The following is a 16,570-nucleotide window of genomic DNA, read 5'->3' as shown; positions in this document are numbered from 1 at the left end:
AAGCTTGTGAGATACTTGATGTCGAATGAAATGCCCGCAACCGCGAGTGACCTTCGGGCGCTTGCCGAACAATCCAACGCCTGGCCGTTCGAACAGGCGAAACAGATTGTCGCGCGGTTGAAGAAAAAGCCGAAGGACGAGGTGCTGTTCGAGACTGGCTACGGTCCGTCGGGACTGCCGCATATCGGCACCTTCGGCGAGGTCGCGCGCACCACCATGGTGCGTCATGCCTTTCGCGTGCTGACCGACGACAAGATCAAGACCAAGCTTTTAGCGTTCTCCGACGACATGGACGGCCTGCGCAAGGTGCCGGACAATGTGCCGAACAAGGAGATGCTGACGCAGGACCTTGGCAAGCCGCTGACGCAGGTCCGCGATCCGTTCGGCACGCATCCGAGTTTCGGCGAGCACAACAATGCACGGTTGCGCGCGTTCCTCGACACCTTCGGGTTTGATTACGAGTTCGCCAGTTCGACGCAATACTACAAGTCGGGCCGCTTCGACGCGACGCTGCTGAAGATGCTGGAAAACATCGACAAGGTGATGGCGATCATGCTGCCGTCGCTGCGTGAGGAGCGTGCCGCGAGTTATTCGCCGTTCTTACCTGTTTCGCCCCGCACAGGCGTCGTGCTGCAGGTGCCGATCGTGGCGCATGACGCCAAGGCCGGTACGGTGTCCTATGACGATCCCGATACCAAGGAGCGCGTCACCGTTCCGGTTACCGGCGGGCATTGCAAGCTGCAGTGGAAGCCGGACTGGGCGATGCGCTGGGTCGCGCTAGGTGTCGACTATGAGATGGCGGGCAAGGACCTGATCGACTCGGTCAAGCTGTCCGGGAAAATCTGCTCGGCGCTCGGTGGCACGCCGCCGGAAGGCTTCAACTACGAGCTGTTCCTCGACGACAAGGGCCAGAAGATTTCCAAGTCGAAGGGCAACGGCCTCACCATCGACGAGTGGCTGCGTTACGCCTCCCCGGAATCGCTGTCGCTGTTCATGTACCGTGAGCCGAAAGCGGCGAAGCGGCTGTATTTCGACGTCATCCCGCGCAATGTCGACGACTACCAGCAGTTCATCGACGGCTACCCGCGTCAGGATGGCAAGCAGCGCCTGAGCAATCCGGTCTGGCACATTCATGCGGGCAATCCGCCGCTCGCCGACATGCCGGTGACGTTCCAGTTGCTGCTGACACTGGTGTCGTCATCGAATGCGGAGAATGCCGAAACGCTGTGGGGATTCATCGGACGTTATCGCCCGGGCGTGACGCCGAAGACCCACCCGAAGCTCGATGACATGGTCGGCTATGCGATCAACTACTATCGCGATTTCGTGGCGCCGACGAAGAAATTCCGCGAGCCGACCGAGGGCGAGCGCGCAGCCTTGACCGATCTGCGCAACGCACTGGCGCAACTGCCGCCGGAAGCATCCGCGGAAGATATCCAGAACGTGGTCTATGAAATCGGCCGCCGCGAGCCGTTTCTGGATCAGGTCAAGAAGGGCAAGGATGGCCGTCCGGGCGTGTCGCTCGACTGGTTCAATATGCTCTATCAGGTGTTGCTCGGTCAGGAGAAAGGCCCGCGCTTCGGATCGTTCGTCGCGGTCTATGGCGTCGCGAATGCCATCGCGATGATCGACGCAGCGTTGAAGCGGGCGGAATAGTCTTCGCGCGACCTCGGAGACACGAATGTCCAAGGTGACGCGCGCGACGAAGATGCTGCAACAGGCAGGCGTCGCCTTCACCGTTCATACTTACGACTATGACGGCGACGCTGACCGCATCGGATTACAGGCCGCCGAGGCGCTGGGCGAAGAGCCGTCACGCGTGCTCAAGTCGCTGATGGCGCTGGTCGACGGCAAGCCGGTTTGCGTGATCGTTCCTTCGGATCGCGACGTGTCGATGAAAAAGCTCGCGGCTGCGTTTGGCGGAAAATCCGCGCAGATGATGAAACCAGCCGATGCGGAACGCCTGTCGGGATACAAGGTTGGCGGCATCAGTCCGTTCGGGCAAATGCGCGCGCCTCGCGCCGCCATTGAAGAGCAGGTGATGGCGCACGATCTGGTGTTCATCAATGGTGGACAGCGCGGATTGCAGGTGCGGCTTGATCCGCGCGACGCAGCCAGGGTCTTGAATGCGATCGTTGCGCCGCTGATGGCTTGACGCGGAGCGTTACTGGCTCGCCCAGACGATGCGCGCGATCCACTCGACGTTCTTGGCGTCGATGACGCGATCCTTGTGCGCCGGATTGAGCGATTGCAGCTCGATGACTTTCGCGGTCCGGCGTTTCAATTCCTTGACAGTGACCTCGCCGTCCTTTGTTTTAACAACCACACGGTCGCCGCGCCGGATCGGTGAGCCGGGCGAGACGATGATGACGTCGCCGTCGCGATAGGCCGGCTTCATCGAGTCGCCGGAAATTTCCAGCGCGTAGGCGTGTTCGTCGTTGACCGAAGGAAGTCCGACTTCATCCCAGCCCTTGCCGACGGGAAAACCGCCGTCGTCGAAATAGCCGCCAGCACCGGCTTCGGCGAACCCGAGAAGCGGCACCGCCTGCACCGAGCGCGCAGTATCCTCGATGAACTGCACAAAGGTATCGACGGTGGTGCCGGTCGCGGCCAATGCCTTCGCCACCGATTCGGTGGAGGGCCAGCGCTCGCGCCCGTCCGGCGTGATGCGTTTCGATTTGTTGAAGGTGGTGGGGTCGAGGCCCGAGCGTTTGGCCAGCGCGGATGCTGATAGACCAGCACGTTCGGCAAGCCGGTCGAGGGCATTCCAGATTTGATCGTGGGTCAACATGGGAGTGGCCGGATGTCTGGCCCAGCCGACCGGACCGGGCAGTGAATTTTATCAAGAACTAGGAATTATTACCTCGAATCGGATGGTTCTGCAATGCATAGCGATCAGGTGAACGCTGTCCTTGAAGTGGCCGGAGTGCGCCGATAGGGTCTGCGGGGCTTCCGCCCGCGCTCCGAAAAATTCTGAATGAATTCAAGAACTAGCGAGAATCCGGCGACCGTGTCCACCATCTATAAAGTTTGTTCGGCGTCGGCCTGGCGAGAGGCCGAGCGCCAGGGCGCCTTTCGCGGCAGCGCCGACGACCGGCGCGACGGGTTTATCCATTTTTCAACGGCGTCCCAGTTGGCAGGAACCGTCGCCAAACATTTCGCCGGGCAGACAGGACTGTTCCTGATCGCCGTCGATACCGATGCACTGGGCGAAGCGCTGAAATGGGAGCCTTCGCGCGGTGGCGAACTGTTTCCGCATCTCTATGGCGAGCTCGATACCGGTGTGGTGATCGAGATTCGCAACCTGCGCGCCCGCTCTGACGGCTCGCACGATATTCCGGAGTTGGCCTCGTGATCCGCGCCTTCGATGCCCTCACATTGCCGCTGCTGCGCCGGCTCGATCCGGAGGATGCGCACCGGCTGGCGATCGGTGGGCTGCGGCTGCTGCCGCCGGGGAAGCCGCGCGCCAGCGATCCGAAACTTGCGGTGCGGGCCTTTGGTTTGAATTTCCCCAATCCCGTCGGCATGGCAGCGGGCTTCGACAAGAACGCCGAAGCGCCGGACGCGCTGCTGCGATTGGGCTTCGGCTTTGTCGAGATCGGTTCGGTGACGCCGAAACCGCAGGACGGCAATCCGCGCCCGCGATTGTTTCGGCTCGAACAGGATTTCGGCGTCATCAACCGGATGGGTTTCAACAATGACGGCGCGGAGGCCGTGTTGCGCCGGCTCGCGACGCGCGCGCGGCATGGCGGAATCGTCGGCGTCAATGTCGGGGCCAACAAGGACTCGGTGGATCGCACGGCGGACTATGTCAGGCTGATCGAACTGTTCGCGCCGGTGGCGAGTTATTTCACGGTCAACGTGTCGTCGCCCAACACGCCGGGCCTGCGAAACCTGCAACAGGCTGCGGCGCTGGACGATCTTCTGGCGCGCGTGATCGATGCGCGCGAGCGCGTACGCAAGAATGCCGGCGATTCCCCGCTGCTTTTGAAGATCGCGCCCGATCTGACGCTGCAGGAGCTCGACGATGTGGTTCATATCGCGCGCTCACGCCGGGTCGACGGCATGATCGTTGCGAATACCACGCTGGCGCGGCCCGCGGCGCTGCGTGATCAGGCGAAGGCAAAAGAGCAAGGCGGTTTGTCGGGGCGTCCGCTCTTGCGGCTGTCGACGCGCATGGTGGCGGAAACCTATGTGCGGGCCGAAGGCGCATTTCCGCTGATCGGCGTCGGCGGAATCGATTCCGGCGGTGCGGCGCTGATGAAGGTCCGCGCCGGCGCGACCCTGATCCAGTTGTATTCGTCGCTGATCTACAAAGGCCTCGGGCTGGTGGAAGACATCAAAGCGGATCTCGTGTCGACGCTGCGGCGGACCAGCCGCGAGAGTCTCTCTGAAATCGTCGGCGCGGATGCCGCGACGATTACTGCGGAGCCCTGGCCGGATTAAGCGCGCCGTCGCCGAAAGAAGCCTTGAACAGCGCGGGATAACGCAGCGCCTGCAGGCCGCCGCGCGCAACGTAATGGACAAGAAGCGCCGTCCAGAGACCGGCATTGCCGAATGGCCGCAGAAGAGCCCACGCGGCGAGGAAGATCACCAGCGACAGCAGCATGAGATTACGCATGTCGCGCGCCCAGGTCGCGCCGATGAAAATCCCATCATAGGCGAATGCGAAAAAGCCCACGATCGGCGCGAGGATCACGAAGACAAGATAACTGTTTGCCACGCGCTGAATGTCGAGGTTTGACGTCATCAACGCAATCAAGCCCGATCCGAAGAAGAAATAGGCGGTGGTCACGGCCAGTGCAAACACCGATCCCCACAGCATGACGAGCTTGGTGGCAGTCAGGAAACCCTCGCGGTCGCGCTGGCCGTAGGTCCGCCCGCAAATCTGCTCGGCCGCATTCGCGATGCCGTCGAGAAAGAAAGCGCTGATCAGAAGGAAATTGTTGAGGACAGCGTTGGCCGCCAGCACGGTGTCGCCGGCGCGTGCGCCCTGCGACGTAAAGAAAAGAAATGCCGCGATGAGCGCGGCGGTACGGATGAGAATGTCGCGGTTGACCGAGAACATATGCAGGAGCCGTTCGCGGTCGAACAGCCGATCGGCGCTGATATCGAACACGCGGCCCAGCAGGCGCCAGGCCAGTATCGCGCCGACAATGAATCCGGCTGTTTCGGCGAGGACCGCGGCAATCGCTGCACCGGCAACGCCCTTGTCGAGCACAAGGACCAGCCACACCGTCAGCGCGATGTTGGCCGCATTGATCAGGATTTGCAGCGCAAGCGCGGTTTTCGCGCGTGCCTGACCGACGAACCAGCCGAGAAGAGCATAGTTGCCGAGCGCCATCGGCGCCGACCACAGACGGATCGCGAAGTATTCGCGTGCCGCGGCCGTCACCGGCTCGCTGCCTCCCATCAGTGACAGGACGACAGTGCCGAGAGGCTTGCTCACTGCGATCAGGAGAAGGCCGATGGCTGCCGCGACAATGATGGCACGAAACAGGGTTGCGCGGATCTCGGCATGATCCCGCGCGCCCAGGGCCTGCGCGGTAAACGCGACCGTGCCCATGCGCAGGAAACCGAACAGCCAGAACAGGCAATCGAAAACGATCGACGCGATGGCGACGCCGCCGAGCAGCGCGGGGTCACCCAGCCTGCCGATACAGGCCGTCGCGACGACGCCAAGCAGCGGCGTCGTCAGATTGGCCAGCATCGCCGGCCCGGCGATGCTGAAAACCTGTCCGGTTGTAACTTTAGTGGCGTCTCTCAATCAGCGCGGCCGCTGGGTGCTGAACAGCCGCGAGATCAGCCAGACCGGGATCACGATTACCGCGCCCAGCAGGAAGTAGCGCCACACGCCGTTTATAAAGTCGAAGCCCAGATTCCAGACCCAGTCGATCAGGCGGCGGATGCTGTAGACGATGTTCCACGGATCGAAGCCGATCGCGGCCAGCACGACACCGACCAGCAGCGACAGCAGCACCAGCCGCAGCAGCACCGCCAGCGGCGAACCGCCGAGGAAGCGCGACAGGGTGTCGTCGTTCCTGGCTGGCAATTCCTTCACATCGTCCGGCATCGTCGTCTCCTGAGTGGGTGCGTCAGCGCACAATAGCACGCCACATGGGGAACTGTCTCGCCGCCGTCAATGGCCGTCAGCGGTCGCCGGAGAGGAAATCCTGCTTTCGAAGACTAACATCCGTTCAAGTGTTTCCAGCCGATCCGCATCGCGCGGCGGTTTATCCCAGCGCAAGCGGCTGATGCGGGGAAAGCGCATGGCAACGCCGGACTTGTGCCGCGCCGAGCGCGCCAGCCCCTCGAACGCGACCTCAAACACCAATCCCTGATCGGGTTCGTGCACCACGTGGCGCACTGGACCGAATTTCTCGGTGGTGTGGCGGCGGACGAAACGGTCGATTTGAATCAACTCTTCGTCGGTGAAGCCGAAATAGGCCTTGCCGACCGGCACGAGCTGATCGGCGCCATCGATGCTGGTCCAGACGCCGAAGGTGTAATCTGAATAATACGACGAGCGTTTGCCGTGGCCGCGCTGCGCGTACATCAACACGGCGTCGATGATGTGTGGATCGCGTTTCCATTTCCACCATTGGCCTTTTGGGCGACCCGGCAGATAGGGTGCGTCGCGCCGCTTCAGCATGACGCCCTCGACAGCCTCCGAATCTTCTCCGGCTCCAGCGCGGCCAGGATCGGCGCGCGCGGCGGCGAGGTCGTCCCATGTCTTGAATGCCACCTGCGGCGAGAGATCGATGCGCGGATCGGCGAGTTGCGCGACGAAATCTTGAAGCTTCGCGCGCCGCTCGGAGAACGTCTGCATGCGCAGGTCGTTGTCGCCGTCGTTGAGCAGGTCGTAGGCGCGCAGATGGATCGGATAATCCTTCATCAGCTTCGGCGTCACGGATTTTCGGTTCAGCCGCTGCTGCAACACATTGAACGTCTGCACCCGCCCGTCGCGCAGCACCAGCAGCTCGCCGTCGAGCGCGCCGGGCACTCTCAAGGATGGCATCAGATCCGGAAAACTCATGGTGATGTCCTCGCCGGTGCGCGAATAGAGACGTGTAACAGTGTTGCCTTTCTCGTCGCGCCCGCTGACCGCCTGCACGCGGATGCCGTCCCATTTCCATTCGGCGGTGAAGTCCTCCGGCGCGAGATTTGCGAAGTCGGTGTCCTCGATGGCGTGGGCCAGCATGACCGGACGGAACGGCGCGGGATCGCGGTTGACCGGCTTGTCGGCGCGGTCCTCCAGCCACGCGAACAGATCGAGATACGGTGGTGCGAGCCCCGGCCACAGCAGTTCAACATCGTGCGCGTCCTTGTCGCCCAGCGCTGCCGCCGCTGTTTTCGCCAGCCGCGCCGAGACGCCGATGCGCAGGCCGCCTGTAACAAGCTTCAAGAGTGCCCATCGACCGGTCTCGTCAAGCTCATCGAGCCAGCGCACCAGTTGCGCTGGGATTTCCGTCTTGCCCAGCGTGTTGAAGGTGGTGACCACGTCGGTCAGCGTCGGAGGAGGCGGCGAGTTCGTGGCGCGCTTGTCGGTGGGCCACATCAGTGCGACGGTCTCCGACAGGTCGCCGACATAGTCATAGGACAACGCAAACAGCGTCGGGTCGGTGCGTTCCGCGATCAGGTCGCGGATCAGTCCGGGCTTGGCGTGCCGAAACGACAGCGCGCCGGTCAGCGCCGCGAGCGCCCAGCCGCGGTCCGGGTCAGGTGTCTCACGAAAGTAGCCTGTGATCAGCCGCAGCTTGTTGTTGCGTCCGGGCTCGTAGGCAAGGCGATCCAGCAGATGCGCGAAACAGTTCATGGCGACGTCGCCTCGTCCGCTGCCGCGCTGTCTTCGTCCTCGTCACCATAGCCGACCAGAGCAAGCGGTCGCGCCTTCAGGCCTTTCGACTGGCACCAGTGCACCAGCGCGTCTTCCTGTCCGTGCGTCACCCAGACTTCGCCGGCGCCCGTTGCGTCGATGGTGGCGCAGAGGCCGTCCCAATCGGCGTGGTCAGAAATCACCAGCGGCAGTTCGATTCCCTTTTGCCGCGCGCGTGCGCGCACCCGCATCCAGCCTGATGCAAAGGCGGCGACCGGATCGGGAAATCGCCGCGTCCAGATATCGGTGATCGCGGTGGGCGGCGCGAGGGTGATGGTGCCGGCGAGTTCGGTTTTTTTCATGCCCTTCGCCAGCCGCAGGTCGCCGAGATCAATTCCGCGGCTCTCGTAGTAGCGCGTGATCTTCTCCATCGCGCCATGCAGATAGATCGGCGCGTCGTACCCTGCCGCACGGATGAGCGCGATGACCCGCTGCGCCTTGCCGAGCGAATAGGCACCGACCAGATGCGCGCGTTCGGGAAACAGCGCGACCGATGCCAGAAGTTTCGCAATCTCGCCCGCAACATCGCTGTGGCGAAATACCGGCAATCCGAACGTCGCCTCTGTAATGAATACGTCGCACGGCACCACCTCGAACGGCGTGCAGGTCGGGTCGGCGGTGTCCTTGTAATCGCCGGAAGCAACGATTTTGATCTTGCCGTGGGTGACCGCGATCTGCGCCGAGCCCAGCACGTGCCCGGCCGGATGGAAGGTCGTGCTGACGTCACCGAGCTTGATGGTCTCGCCGTAGGAGATCGCCTGCGTGCTGCCAGCGAAATTTTCGCCATAGCGCAGCCGCATCATGTCGAGGGTTTCCTGCGTCGCCAGCACCGCGCCATGACCAGGGCGGGCATGATCGGAATGGCCGTGGGTGATCAGCGCCCGTTCGACCGGCCGCACCGGATCGATATGAAAGCCGCCGGGCTTGCAGCACAGGCCGGCGGCGACCGGCATGAGGATGTCTTGCGGACGCATGGACTTCATATAGGTTGTGCGGGCCTTCATTCGAGCCTTGGCTTGCAACGCTCAGGCTCAGCCGCTTACTCCCAGGATCAATTTGCCCTTTAATTCTGCCAATCAGGTTCAGACCAAGTCCATGCCAGCCGCGTTGTTCCTGTCCTCGGGAAATCTGATCGCCGACCGGCGCTTCGATTTTGGACGCGATCTGATGCTGCGCGGCGACCTTGCGGCGGCAGCAGAGCTGATGGAGCAGGCGATTGAGCTGGAGCCGGGCTTTGCATCGGCGTGGTTCATGCTTGGAGATTTGCGCGAACAACTCGGCGCCTGGGATGGGGCCATTGTCGCCTACACCCATGCCTGCCAGTCCGATCCTGACGACAGGCACGGCGCGAAGCTGCGGCTGATGCGGCTAGGTGCGGAGGAAGTCTCCTCCATGCCGCCCGGCTATGTGCGTGCGCTGTTCGATCAGTATGCGCCGAGGTTCGACAAGACGCTGGTGCAGGACCTGGACTATTGCGGCCCGCAGGTGTTGCTGAAGGCGGTGCTGGCGGCTCGTCACGCGGCAAGGCTGCCGGCGCGTTTCAAGCGGGCGATCGATCTCGGATGCGGTACGGGGCTGGCCGGGCGCGAGTTTGCCTCATTGTCCGATGAATTGATCGGGATCGACCTGTCGCCCGGCATGATCGAGCGCGCCCGCGCCACCGGCCTTTATGCACGGCTCGACGTCACGGATATGTTGCAAGGTCTGTGCGCGGAGAGCGAGGCCAGCGCGAATCTCGTCATCGCGGCTGACGCTTTTGTCTATGTGCCAAAACTGGAGCCGTTGCTCCGCGAGGCCGCGCGCGTGCTGAAGCCGCAGGGGCTGCTGGCGTTCACAGTGGAGACCCATCCGGGTGAGGGCGTTATTCTTGGGCGCGGGCTGCGCTACGCCCATGGCGAGGCCTATCTGCGCGACGCGGTTGCCGATGCCGGATTGACGGCGTGTGCGATCATGCCAGCGGCCACCCGGATCGAGGCGAACGAGCCCGTGCCGGGATTCGTGGTAACCGCGAGCAAGGCATAATCGGCTTCGAACCTGCCTCAAGACGAGTCTCTCATTGGGTCCGCAGCGTCAAAACGCAAGACAGCGGCGTGATGCCCGGCAGGATGCCGTGATCTGCGTCCGATCCGGAATGAATAGGCCCGGAAAATCAAAGGCATCGCAGAATGCCGCGAAAACAATTCAGGGAGACAACAAGAAGATGAAAACGACGATGAAATCGTTCACTGCCGGTGCTGCGCTTGCAGCCACAGTTCTGATGGCGGCGTCAGCTGCGCACGCGCAGAAGAAATACGACCCGGGCGCGAGTGACACCGAAATCAAGCTCGGTCAGACCGTCCCGCATTCGGGTCCGGGTTCGCTCTATGGCGTGCTTGGCCGCGTCGCGACCGCCTATTTCGAAATGATCAACGAAAAGGGCGGCATCAACGGCCGCAAGGTCAAGATGCTCTCGCTGGACGACTCCTATTCCGCCCCGAAGACGGTGGAAGCGACGCGCCGGCTGGTCGAGCAGGAAGAAGTGCTGGCGCTGTTCGGCTCTCTGGGCACCGCGCCGCAGACTGCCGTGCACAAGTATCTCAACTCCAAGGGCGTGCCGCAGCTTCTCTTGAACACCGGCGCGTCCAAGTGGAACGATCCCAAGAACTTCAAATGGACCATGGCGGGTCTGCCGCTTTATCCGACCGAAGCGCGCATTCTCGCCAAGCACGTCTTGAGCGTGAAGCCGAATGCCAAGGTTGCGATACTTTATCAGAACGACGATTTCGGGCGTGACTTCCTCGGTCCGTTCAAGGAGATGCTGGCGCAGGCCGGCGGCAAGGCCACCGTCGTCGCCGAAGCCACCTACGACCTCACCGATCCGACGATCGATTCGCAGCTCATCAACCTGTCCAAGTCGGGCGCGGATGTCTTCTTCAACATCACCACCGGCAAGGCGACGTCGCAGTCGGTCCGCAAGGTGGTCGAACTCGGCTGGAAGCCGCTGCATCTGTTGACGGCTGGTTCCACGGGCCGCTCGATCCTCAATGCCGCGGGCCTCGAGAATGCCACCGGCATTGTCGCCATGCGCTACGCCAAGGAGGTCGGCGTGCCGCGCTGGGAGAAGGATGCGGACGTGATGGGCTTCGAGGAGTTGCGCAAGAAGTATCTGCCGAATGTCGATCCCGACAACACCATCGCCTATGCAGGCTACGGGCAGGCAGTGACCATGGCGGAAATTCTGCGCCGCTGCGGCGACGATCTGACCCGCGCCAACGTGCTGAAGCAGGCGCAATTGCTGGCCGGTTTCCACTCGCCCTACATGCTGGATGGCATCACCTACAGCTTTACGCCGGACAACTACACCCCGATGAAGACGCTCCACATCGCGATCTTCAACGGCAAGGACTGGGATATTTCGGATAAGCCGGTCACCGAATAACGCCCGAGAGCGGAGGCGGATCGTCCGTCTCCGCTCTCGACCGGACGCCTGCCACGCCTTAACTCTAGGGCGTGGATACCAGAGCCCCGTCTTCCGATCTGCTGCCCGAGATTTTCCAGCGCTGGTTCGCGGCGCGGGGCTGGTCGCCGCGCGCGCATCAGCTCGATCTGTTGGCAAAGGCGCAAAACAACCGGTCTGCATTGCTGATCGCACCGACCGGCGCGGGCAAGACGCTGGCCGGCTTTCTGCCGACGTTGGTGGAACTCGGCACACCGCAACCAAGGCAGGCGAAAACGATCTCGACCGGCCGCAGCGTCGCGCGCACTGGTGGCCTGCACACGCTTTACATTTCTCCGCTGAAGGCGCTGGCGGTGGACATCGCGCGCAATCTCGAACGGCCCATCGCCGACATGAAGCTGCCGGTTCGGGTGGAAACCCGCACCGGAGATACGCCGGTGTCGCGGCGGCAGCGGCAGCGCAAATACCCACCGGACATTCTTCTGACTACGCCCGAACAGCTTGCGTTGTTGTTATCATCCGACGATGCACCGTTTTTGTTTTCGTCGTTGAAGCGGGTCGTGCTCGATGAGTTGCACGCGTTGGTGACCTCGAAGCGCGGCGATCTTTTATCACTCGGCCTCGCGCGACTGTGGCGGCTCGCGCCGCAGGTGACGATGGTTGGTTTGTCCGCCACCGTCGCGGAGCCCGATGATCTGCGTCGTTATCTGATGCCGCAGGTGAGCGGCGCGCAGAACATGGCCGATCTTGTCATCGCCGACGCCGGTGCTGCACCCATCGTCGAAATGCTCGACACCAGGGAGCGGCTGCCGTGGGCCGGTCACATGGCACGCCATGCGCTCGGTGAGATTTACGATCTGGTCAAGGCCAACAATACCTCGCTGATGTTCGTCAATACCCGCGCGCAGGCCGAGATGCTGTTTCAGGACCTCTGGCGCATCAACGACGACGGTCTTGCGATTGCCCTGCATCACGGCTCGCTCGATGTCGCGCAGCGGCGCAAGGTCGAGGACGCGATGGCGGCGGGCAAGCTGCGCGGCGTGGTCTGTACGTCGTCGCTCGACCTGGGCATCGACTGGGGCGACATCGATCTCGTCATCAACGTCGGCGCGCCGAAAGGCGCCTCGCGGCTGATGCAGCGGATCGGCCGCGCCAATCACCGTCTCGACGAGCCGTCGCGCGCGGTGATGGTGCCGGCCAATCGCTTCGAGGTGCTGGAATGCCGCGCCGCCATCGATGCGGTGGCGGAGAATGCGCAGGACACGCCGCCGCAGCGCAACGGCTCGCTCGATGTGCTGGCGCAGCATGTGCTCGGATGCGCCTGCGGTGAGCCGTTTCTCGCCGATGCGCTCTACGACGAGGTGCGCAGTGCTGCGCCGTACACGGACCTGCCGCGCACCGATTTCGACGACGCGATCGATTTCGTCGCCACCGGCGGCTACGCGCTGAAAAGCTATGAGCGGTTTGCGCGGATCAAGCAGGACAAGACCGGACGCTGGCGAGTCACCAATCCGAAGGTGCGCCAGAGCTATCGCCTCAATGTCGGCACCATCGTCGAAGAGCCGATGCTGAAGGTGAAACTGGTGCGCGGCCGCAGCAAGGGCTCGGGTTCGACCGGCGCGATCGCTCGCGGCGGGCGGATGCTCGGCCAGATCGAGGAGTATTTCATCGAAGGACTGGTGCCAAACGATACTTTCGTGTTTGGCGGCGAAGTCGTGCGCTACGAAGCCTTGATGGAAGACGAAGTGTACGTGTCGCGCAGCAACGACGCCAATGCCAAGGTGCCGTCCTACGCGGGCGGCAAGTTTCCGCTCTCGACCTACCTCGCCGAGCGGGTGCGCCTCTTGCTCGCCGATCAGCGCGCGTGGAAAGGCCTGCCTGACCAGGTGCGCGAATGGCTGTCGCTGCAGGCGGCGTTTTCCCGTGTGCCGGGTCCGCGCGAACTGGTCGTTGAGACATTTCCGCGCGCCGATAAGCATTATCTCGTCTGCTATCCGTTCGAAGGGCGTCTTGCGCATCAGACGCTGGGCATGCTGCTGACCCGGCGGCTGGAGCGGGGGCGGGCGAAGCCGCTCGGTTTTGTTGCCAATGAATATGCGCTGGCGGTGTGGTCGCTCGGGGACATGTCATCGATGATCCGCAATGGCCGCCTCGATCTCGATGCGCTGTTCGATGCCGACATGCTCGGCGACGATCTGGAAGCATGGCTCGCGGAATCGGCGCTGATGAAGCGCACGTTCCGCACCTGCGCGGTGATCTCAGGCCTGATCGCGCGGCGCTTCACCGGAGAGGAAAAATCGCGGCGTCAGGTGCTGTTCTCGACCGACCTCGTCTATGACGTGCTGCGCAAGCACCAGCCCGATCATGTTCTGCTGCGCGCGGCGCGCGCCGATGCTGCCACGGGACTGCTGGATATTCGCCGCCTGAGCGATATGCTGATCCGGATCAAGGGCCGAATCACGCACAAGGAACTCGACCGGGTGTCGCCGCTCGCGGTGCCGGTGATGCTGGAAATCGGCCGCGAAGCGGTTTATGGCGAAGCTTCCGACGAGTTGCTGGCGGAAGCCGCCGAGGAACTTGTCAAAGAGGCAATGCCGCGGGACTAGAAATGTTCTTGTTGTACTCGGATGTGTCCACATCGTCATGCCCGGACTTGTTCCGGGCATCCACGTCTTTTCTTTTGTTACAGAAAACAAGACGTGGATGGCCGGGACGGGCCCGGCCATGACGAACAGGAATACAACGTCTTGCTTTCCGCCCGAGAGGGTCACTGTCGCGGGGGTTACCTTTGCCGCCGATCTTGCCGGCGCGCTGTTCTGGGAAGACGAACGCCTTCTCATCGTTTCGGATTTGCATCTCGAAAAAGGATCAAGCTTTGCACAACGAGGCGTATTGTTGCCGCCATTCGACACGGCGGCAACGCTCGCGAGGTTAAGTGCGGTGATTGCGCGACACGACCCGCGCATGGTGATTGCGCTCGGCGACAGTTTCCACGACCGCAAGGCGCATGAACGGTTGTCACCGGATGATCGCCAGACACTGTCAGCATTGCAATCGCGGCGCGACTGGATCTGGATTTCCGGCAATCATGACCCCGCGCTGCCGCGCGATCTCGGCGGTGTGGTCGCGGACGAAGTCGCGATCGGGCCGATTGTATTTCGCCATGAGCCTACCGGCGCAGCGGGGGAAATCGCGGGACATCTTCATCCCAAGGCGCGGGTCTCGACGCGCGGGCGCTCCGTGGAGCGGCGATGCTTCGCCAGCGACGGGGAGCGAGCTGTGATGCCGGCGTTCGGTGCTTACACCGGCGGCCTCAGTATTCGCGACGTGGCCTTCGCGGCGATCTTCCAGACGCTGGCCTTCACCGCGCATGTGCTGGGCGACCGCCGTGTGCACACCATTGCGGCGTCGCGCTGCTATTGAATTTCCGGAGTGGCAAGCGAGCCCGGATTTTCCTTTAATCTCTGCGGAAGATCACCGACGCAAGCCATCCGGTCATGATCGCCATCATCGCGGTGGCGAGGCCGTAGAGCAGTCCATGGTGGTGCGCGGAGTTGGCGACGAACTGCTCGAAGCCGACCTTGACGATTTCAAACGCGGTCTCGGTCCTGGCCACGAAGGCTCCACCAGCAAACAGCTTGATGTCGATGTTGTAGGTGCCGGTCGGCACTTCCGCCGGCAGCGGAATACCGGTGCGAAACAATGTCGGAGTGAGGAAGGTCAGCGCGCTGGTCTGCTCGCGATAGAGGCCGTGGTCGGTGCGCAACCGCACGAATGCCGAGCGGAACGGATCGCTGGCCACCGTATTGGCGACGTCGGGGCCCATGCGCTGCGGCAACGCGAAATTCGTCATCCCGATTTGCTGCCGCCGCTGGACGTCCGGCGAGGCGATATTGTCGATCGGGCGGTTGGCGAAGATGCCGAGGTAGGACGGGACCTGAATGAACTCGCGCGAATCGACGTTGACCCAGATACCGAGCTTGCGCTCCTTGCGCCGTGTCACCATGTCGGCGCGCGGTCCGGTGACTGTGACCACGATGTCGTAAGCGGTGCCCGGCGGCCGCGATTGGCTGTCGCGCTCGATAGACCCGAACAGGACAAGCTCTTCGCCGGAGTAATTCGGCGTCACTGTGACGCGGTGATTGGAGACCGAGACGATCAGGTTTTCCGCCCGCGCGATTCCACCTGTTGCGAGCGTGAGCAGCAATGTGGCGAGAAGAGCGGTTACGCGAGTTGTCATCCGCCGATCCCCAGATCGCGAATGGAATAGAGTTCGTCCGGCCGGATCACCAGTTCGACGGCAAAGCGGACCCCGACCGACAGGATCAAAAGTCCAAGCAGCAGGCGCAGATGTTCACCGCGGATGCGCTGCCCGGCCCGTGCGCCGAACTGTGCACCGAATACGCCGCCCACCATCAGCACCAGCGCCAGAACCGCATCGACGAGGTGATTGGTCACGGCATGCAGGACGGTTGCGACCACCATCGTCGCCAATGTCAGCACCATCGCGGACCCGATCACTGTGGAGGTGGGCACCCGCAGAACGTAGATCATGATCGGAATCAGCAGAAAGCTGCCGCCGACTCCCATGATGGCGCCGAGAAAACCGACGAAAAGCCCGACCGCGAGCACCGGGATCACGGACAGATAGATCTTCGAGCGCTTGAACCGCATCTTCAGCGGCAGACCGAGGATCCATCCCTGCGCTCGCGCTCGCCGGGTGATCGTGGTGTTGCCGCGCCGGGCGCGCAGGATGGCGCGCGCGCCTTCGAGGAACATCAGCGTGCCGACGGCGGTCAGCAGCACCACGTAGGACAGTGCGATGATGAGATCGAGCTGCCCCACCGAGCGTAGCAGCGTGAAGATCCACACGCCCAGTGCGGTGCCCATGACGCCGCCGCACAACAGCACAAGGGAGAGAGCCGGATCGATCGCCCGCTTGCGCCAGTAAGACAGCGCGCCGGAAAACGACGAGGCCGCCATGTGGCTGGTCACCGAGGCGACGGCGACCGCGGGTGTAATTCCGATGAAGATCAGCAGCGGCGTCATCAGAAAGCCGCCTCCGATGCCGAACATGCCGGACACGAAGCCGACCGCCGCGCCCATCCCCAGGATGAGAAACACATTGACGGGAATATCGGCGATCGGGAGGAAAAGTTGCACGCGCGTTCGCTTGAGTTTTGGCGCGAGGCTCAGTGTGCCCCTCGCAGCAATGAATCTGCCGCGACGCGGGTCACGCGCCGCGCCTCTGCTTACCC

Annotated in this window: 15 protein-coding genes; 8 read left to right on the top strand and 7 right to left on the bottom strand. The window is 62.8% G+C overall.

The genetic code is table 11. The annotated features are described in order from the left end of the window. Positions 1–18: 18 nt before the first annotated feature. Together YH63_RS05755 and ybaK are read left to right on the top strand one after the other, a co-directional pair. On the top strand, positions 19–1,656 hold the full coding sequence (locus YH63_RS05755; RefSeq protein ID WP_046828432.1) for a lysine--tRNA ligase: 1,638 nt from the start codon (positions 19–21) through the stop codon (positions 1,654–1,656). A gap of 25 nt (positions 1,657–1,681) precedes the next feature. Next, positions 1,682–2,155: a Cys-tRNA(Pro) deacylase gene (gene ybaK, locus YH63_RS05750; RefSeq protein ID WP_046828433.1), complete on the top strand. Its 474-nt coding sequence runs from the start codon at positions 1,682–1,684 to the stop codon at positions 2,153–2,155. A 9-nt stretch (positions 2,156–2,164) separates the two neighbouring features. Here ybaK and YH63_RS05745 read toward each other — a convergent pair whose 3' ends face one another. Further along, on the bottom strand, positions 2,165–2,791 hold the full coding sequence (locus tag YH63_RS05745; RefSeq protein WP_046828434.1) for a S24 family peptidase: 627 nt from the start codon (positions 2,789–2,791) through the stop codon (positions 2,165–2,167). A gap of 219 nt (positions 2,792–3,010) precedes the next feature. Between YH63_RS05745 and YH63_RS05740 the strand changes: the two genes are divergently transcribed. Together YH63_RS05740 and YH63_RS05735 are read left to right on the top strand one after the other, a co-directional pair. Next, positions 3,011–3,355 (top strand): DUF952 domain-containing protein, encoded by a 345-nt coding sequence (locus tag YH63_RS05740; protein ID WP_137325291.1) that lies wholly within the window; start codon positions 3,011–3,013, stop codon positions 3,353–3,355. After that, positions 3,352–4,446, top strand: coding sequence for a quinone-dependent dihydroorotate dehydrogenase (locus YH63_RS05735; RefSeq protein WP_046828436.1), 1,095 nt, complete (start codon positions 3,352–3,354; stop codon positions 4,444–4,446). Before YH63_RS05740 ends, YH63_RS05735 begins: the two co-directional genes overlap by 4 nt. On the opposite strand, the gene YH63_RS05730 is transcribed toward YH63_RS05735, so the two are convergent. The 4 genes from YH63_RS05730 to YH63_RS05715 form a co-directional block, all read right to left on the bottom strand. Further along, positions 4,421–5,710: an MATE family efflux transporter gene (locus tag YH63_RS05730; RefSeq protein WP_046828437.1), complete on the bottom strand. Its 1,290-nt coding sequence runs from the start codon at positions 5,708–5,710 to the stop codon at positions 4,421–4,423. The two genes, YH63_RS05735 and YH63_RS05730, sit on opposite strands and share 26 nt — an antisense overlap. 57 nt (positions 5,711–5,767) lie before the next feature. After that, a complete protein-coding gene (locus YH63_RS05725; protein ID WP_046828438.1) occupies positions 5,768–6,073 on the bottom strand; it encodes a DUF6460 domain-containing protein in 306 nt (101 codons plus the stop codon). A gap of 66 nt (positions 6,074–6,139) precedes the next feature. Further along, entirely contained in the window at positions 6,140–7,816 is a 1,677-nt protein-coding gene (locus YH63_RS05720; RefSeq protein ID WP_046828439.1) for a cisplatin damage response ATP-dependent DNA ligase, read from the bottom strand. Continuing rightward, a complete protein-coding gene (locus YH63_RS05715) occupies positions 7,813–8,850 on the bottom strand; it encodes a ligase-associated DNA damage response exonuclease (protein ID WP_046829728.1) in 1,038 nt (345 codons plus the stop codon). The genes YH63_RS05720 and YH63_RS05715 overlap by 4 nt, the downstream gene beginning before the upstream one ends. 121 nt (positions 8,851–8,971) lie before the next feature. On the opposite strand from YH63_RS05715, the gene YH63_RS05710 reads away from it, so the two are divergent. From YH63_RS05710 to pdeM, 4 genes are all read left to right on the top strand, one after another. After that, entirely contained in the window at positions 8,972–9,898 is a 927-nt protein-coding gene (locus YH63_RS05710) for a class I SAM-dependent DNA methyltransferase (RefSeq protein ID WP_046828440.1), read from the top strand. Between the two features lie 190 nt (positions 9,899–10,088). Then, positions 10,089–11,294: an ABC transporter substrate-binding protein gene (locus tag YH63_RS05705; protein WP_433995092.1), complete on the top strand. Its 1,206-nt coding sequence runs from the start codon at positions 10,089–10,091 to the stop codon at positions 11,292–11,294. Between the two features lie 71 nt (positions 11,295–11,365). Continuing rightward, a complete protein-coding gene (locus YH63_RS05700; RefSeq protein ID WP_046828441.1) occupies positions 11,366–13,918 on the top strand; it encodes a ligase-associated DNA damage response DEXH box helicase in 2,553 nt (850 codons plus the stop codon). A 118-nt stretch (positions 13,919–14,036) separates the two neighbouring features. After that, on the top strand, positions 14,037–14,735 hold the full coding sequence (gene pdeM / locus YH63_RS05695; protein ID WP_046829730.1) for a ligase-associated DNA damage response endonuclease PdeM: 699 nt from the start codon (positions 14,037–14,039) through the stop codon (positions 14,733–14,735). A 34-nt stretch (positions 14,736–14,769) separates the two neighbouring features. On the opposite strand, the gene YH63_RS05690 is transcribed toward pdeM, so the two are convergent. After that, positions 14,770–15,552, bottom strand: coding sequence for a TIGR02186 family protein (locus tag YH63_RS05690; RefSeq protein ID WP_046828442.1), 783 nt, complete (start codon positions 15,550–15,552; stop codon positions 14,770–14,772). Further along, positions 15,549–16,475 (bottom strand): sulfite exporter TauE/SafE family protein, encoded by a 927-nt coding sequence (locus YH63_RS05685; protein WP_046828443.1) that lies wholly within the window; start codon positions 16,473–16,475, stop codon positions 15,549–15,551. Before YH63_RS05685 ends, YH63_RS05690 begins: the two co-directional genes overlap by 4 nt. Positions 16,476–16,570: the final 95 nt, after the last annotated feature.

It is taken from the genome of Afipia massiliensis (genome assembly GCF_001006325.2).
Lineage (GTDB): Bacteria > Pseudomonadota > Alphaproteobacteria > Rhizobiales > Xanthobacteraceae > Afipia > Afipia massiliensis_A.
Note: the sequence above shows the minus strand (reverse complement) of the source record. Positions and strands in the feature narration are given on the sequence as shown.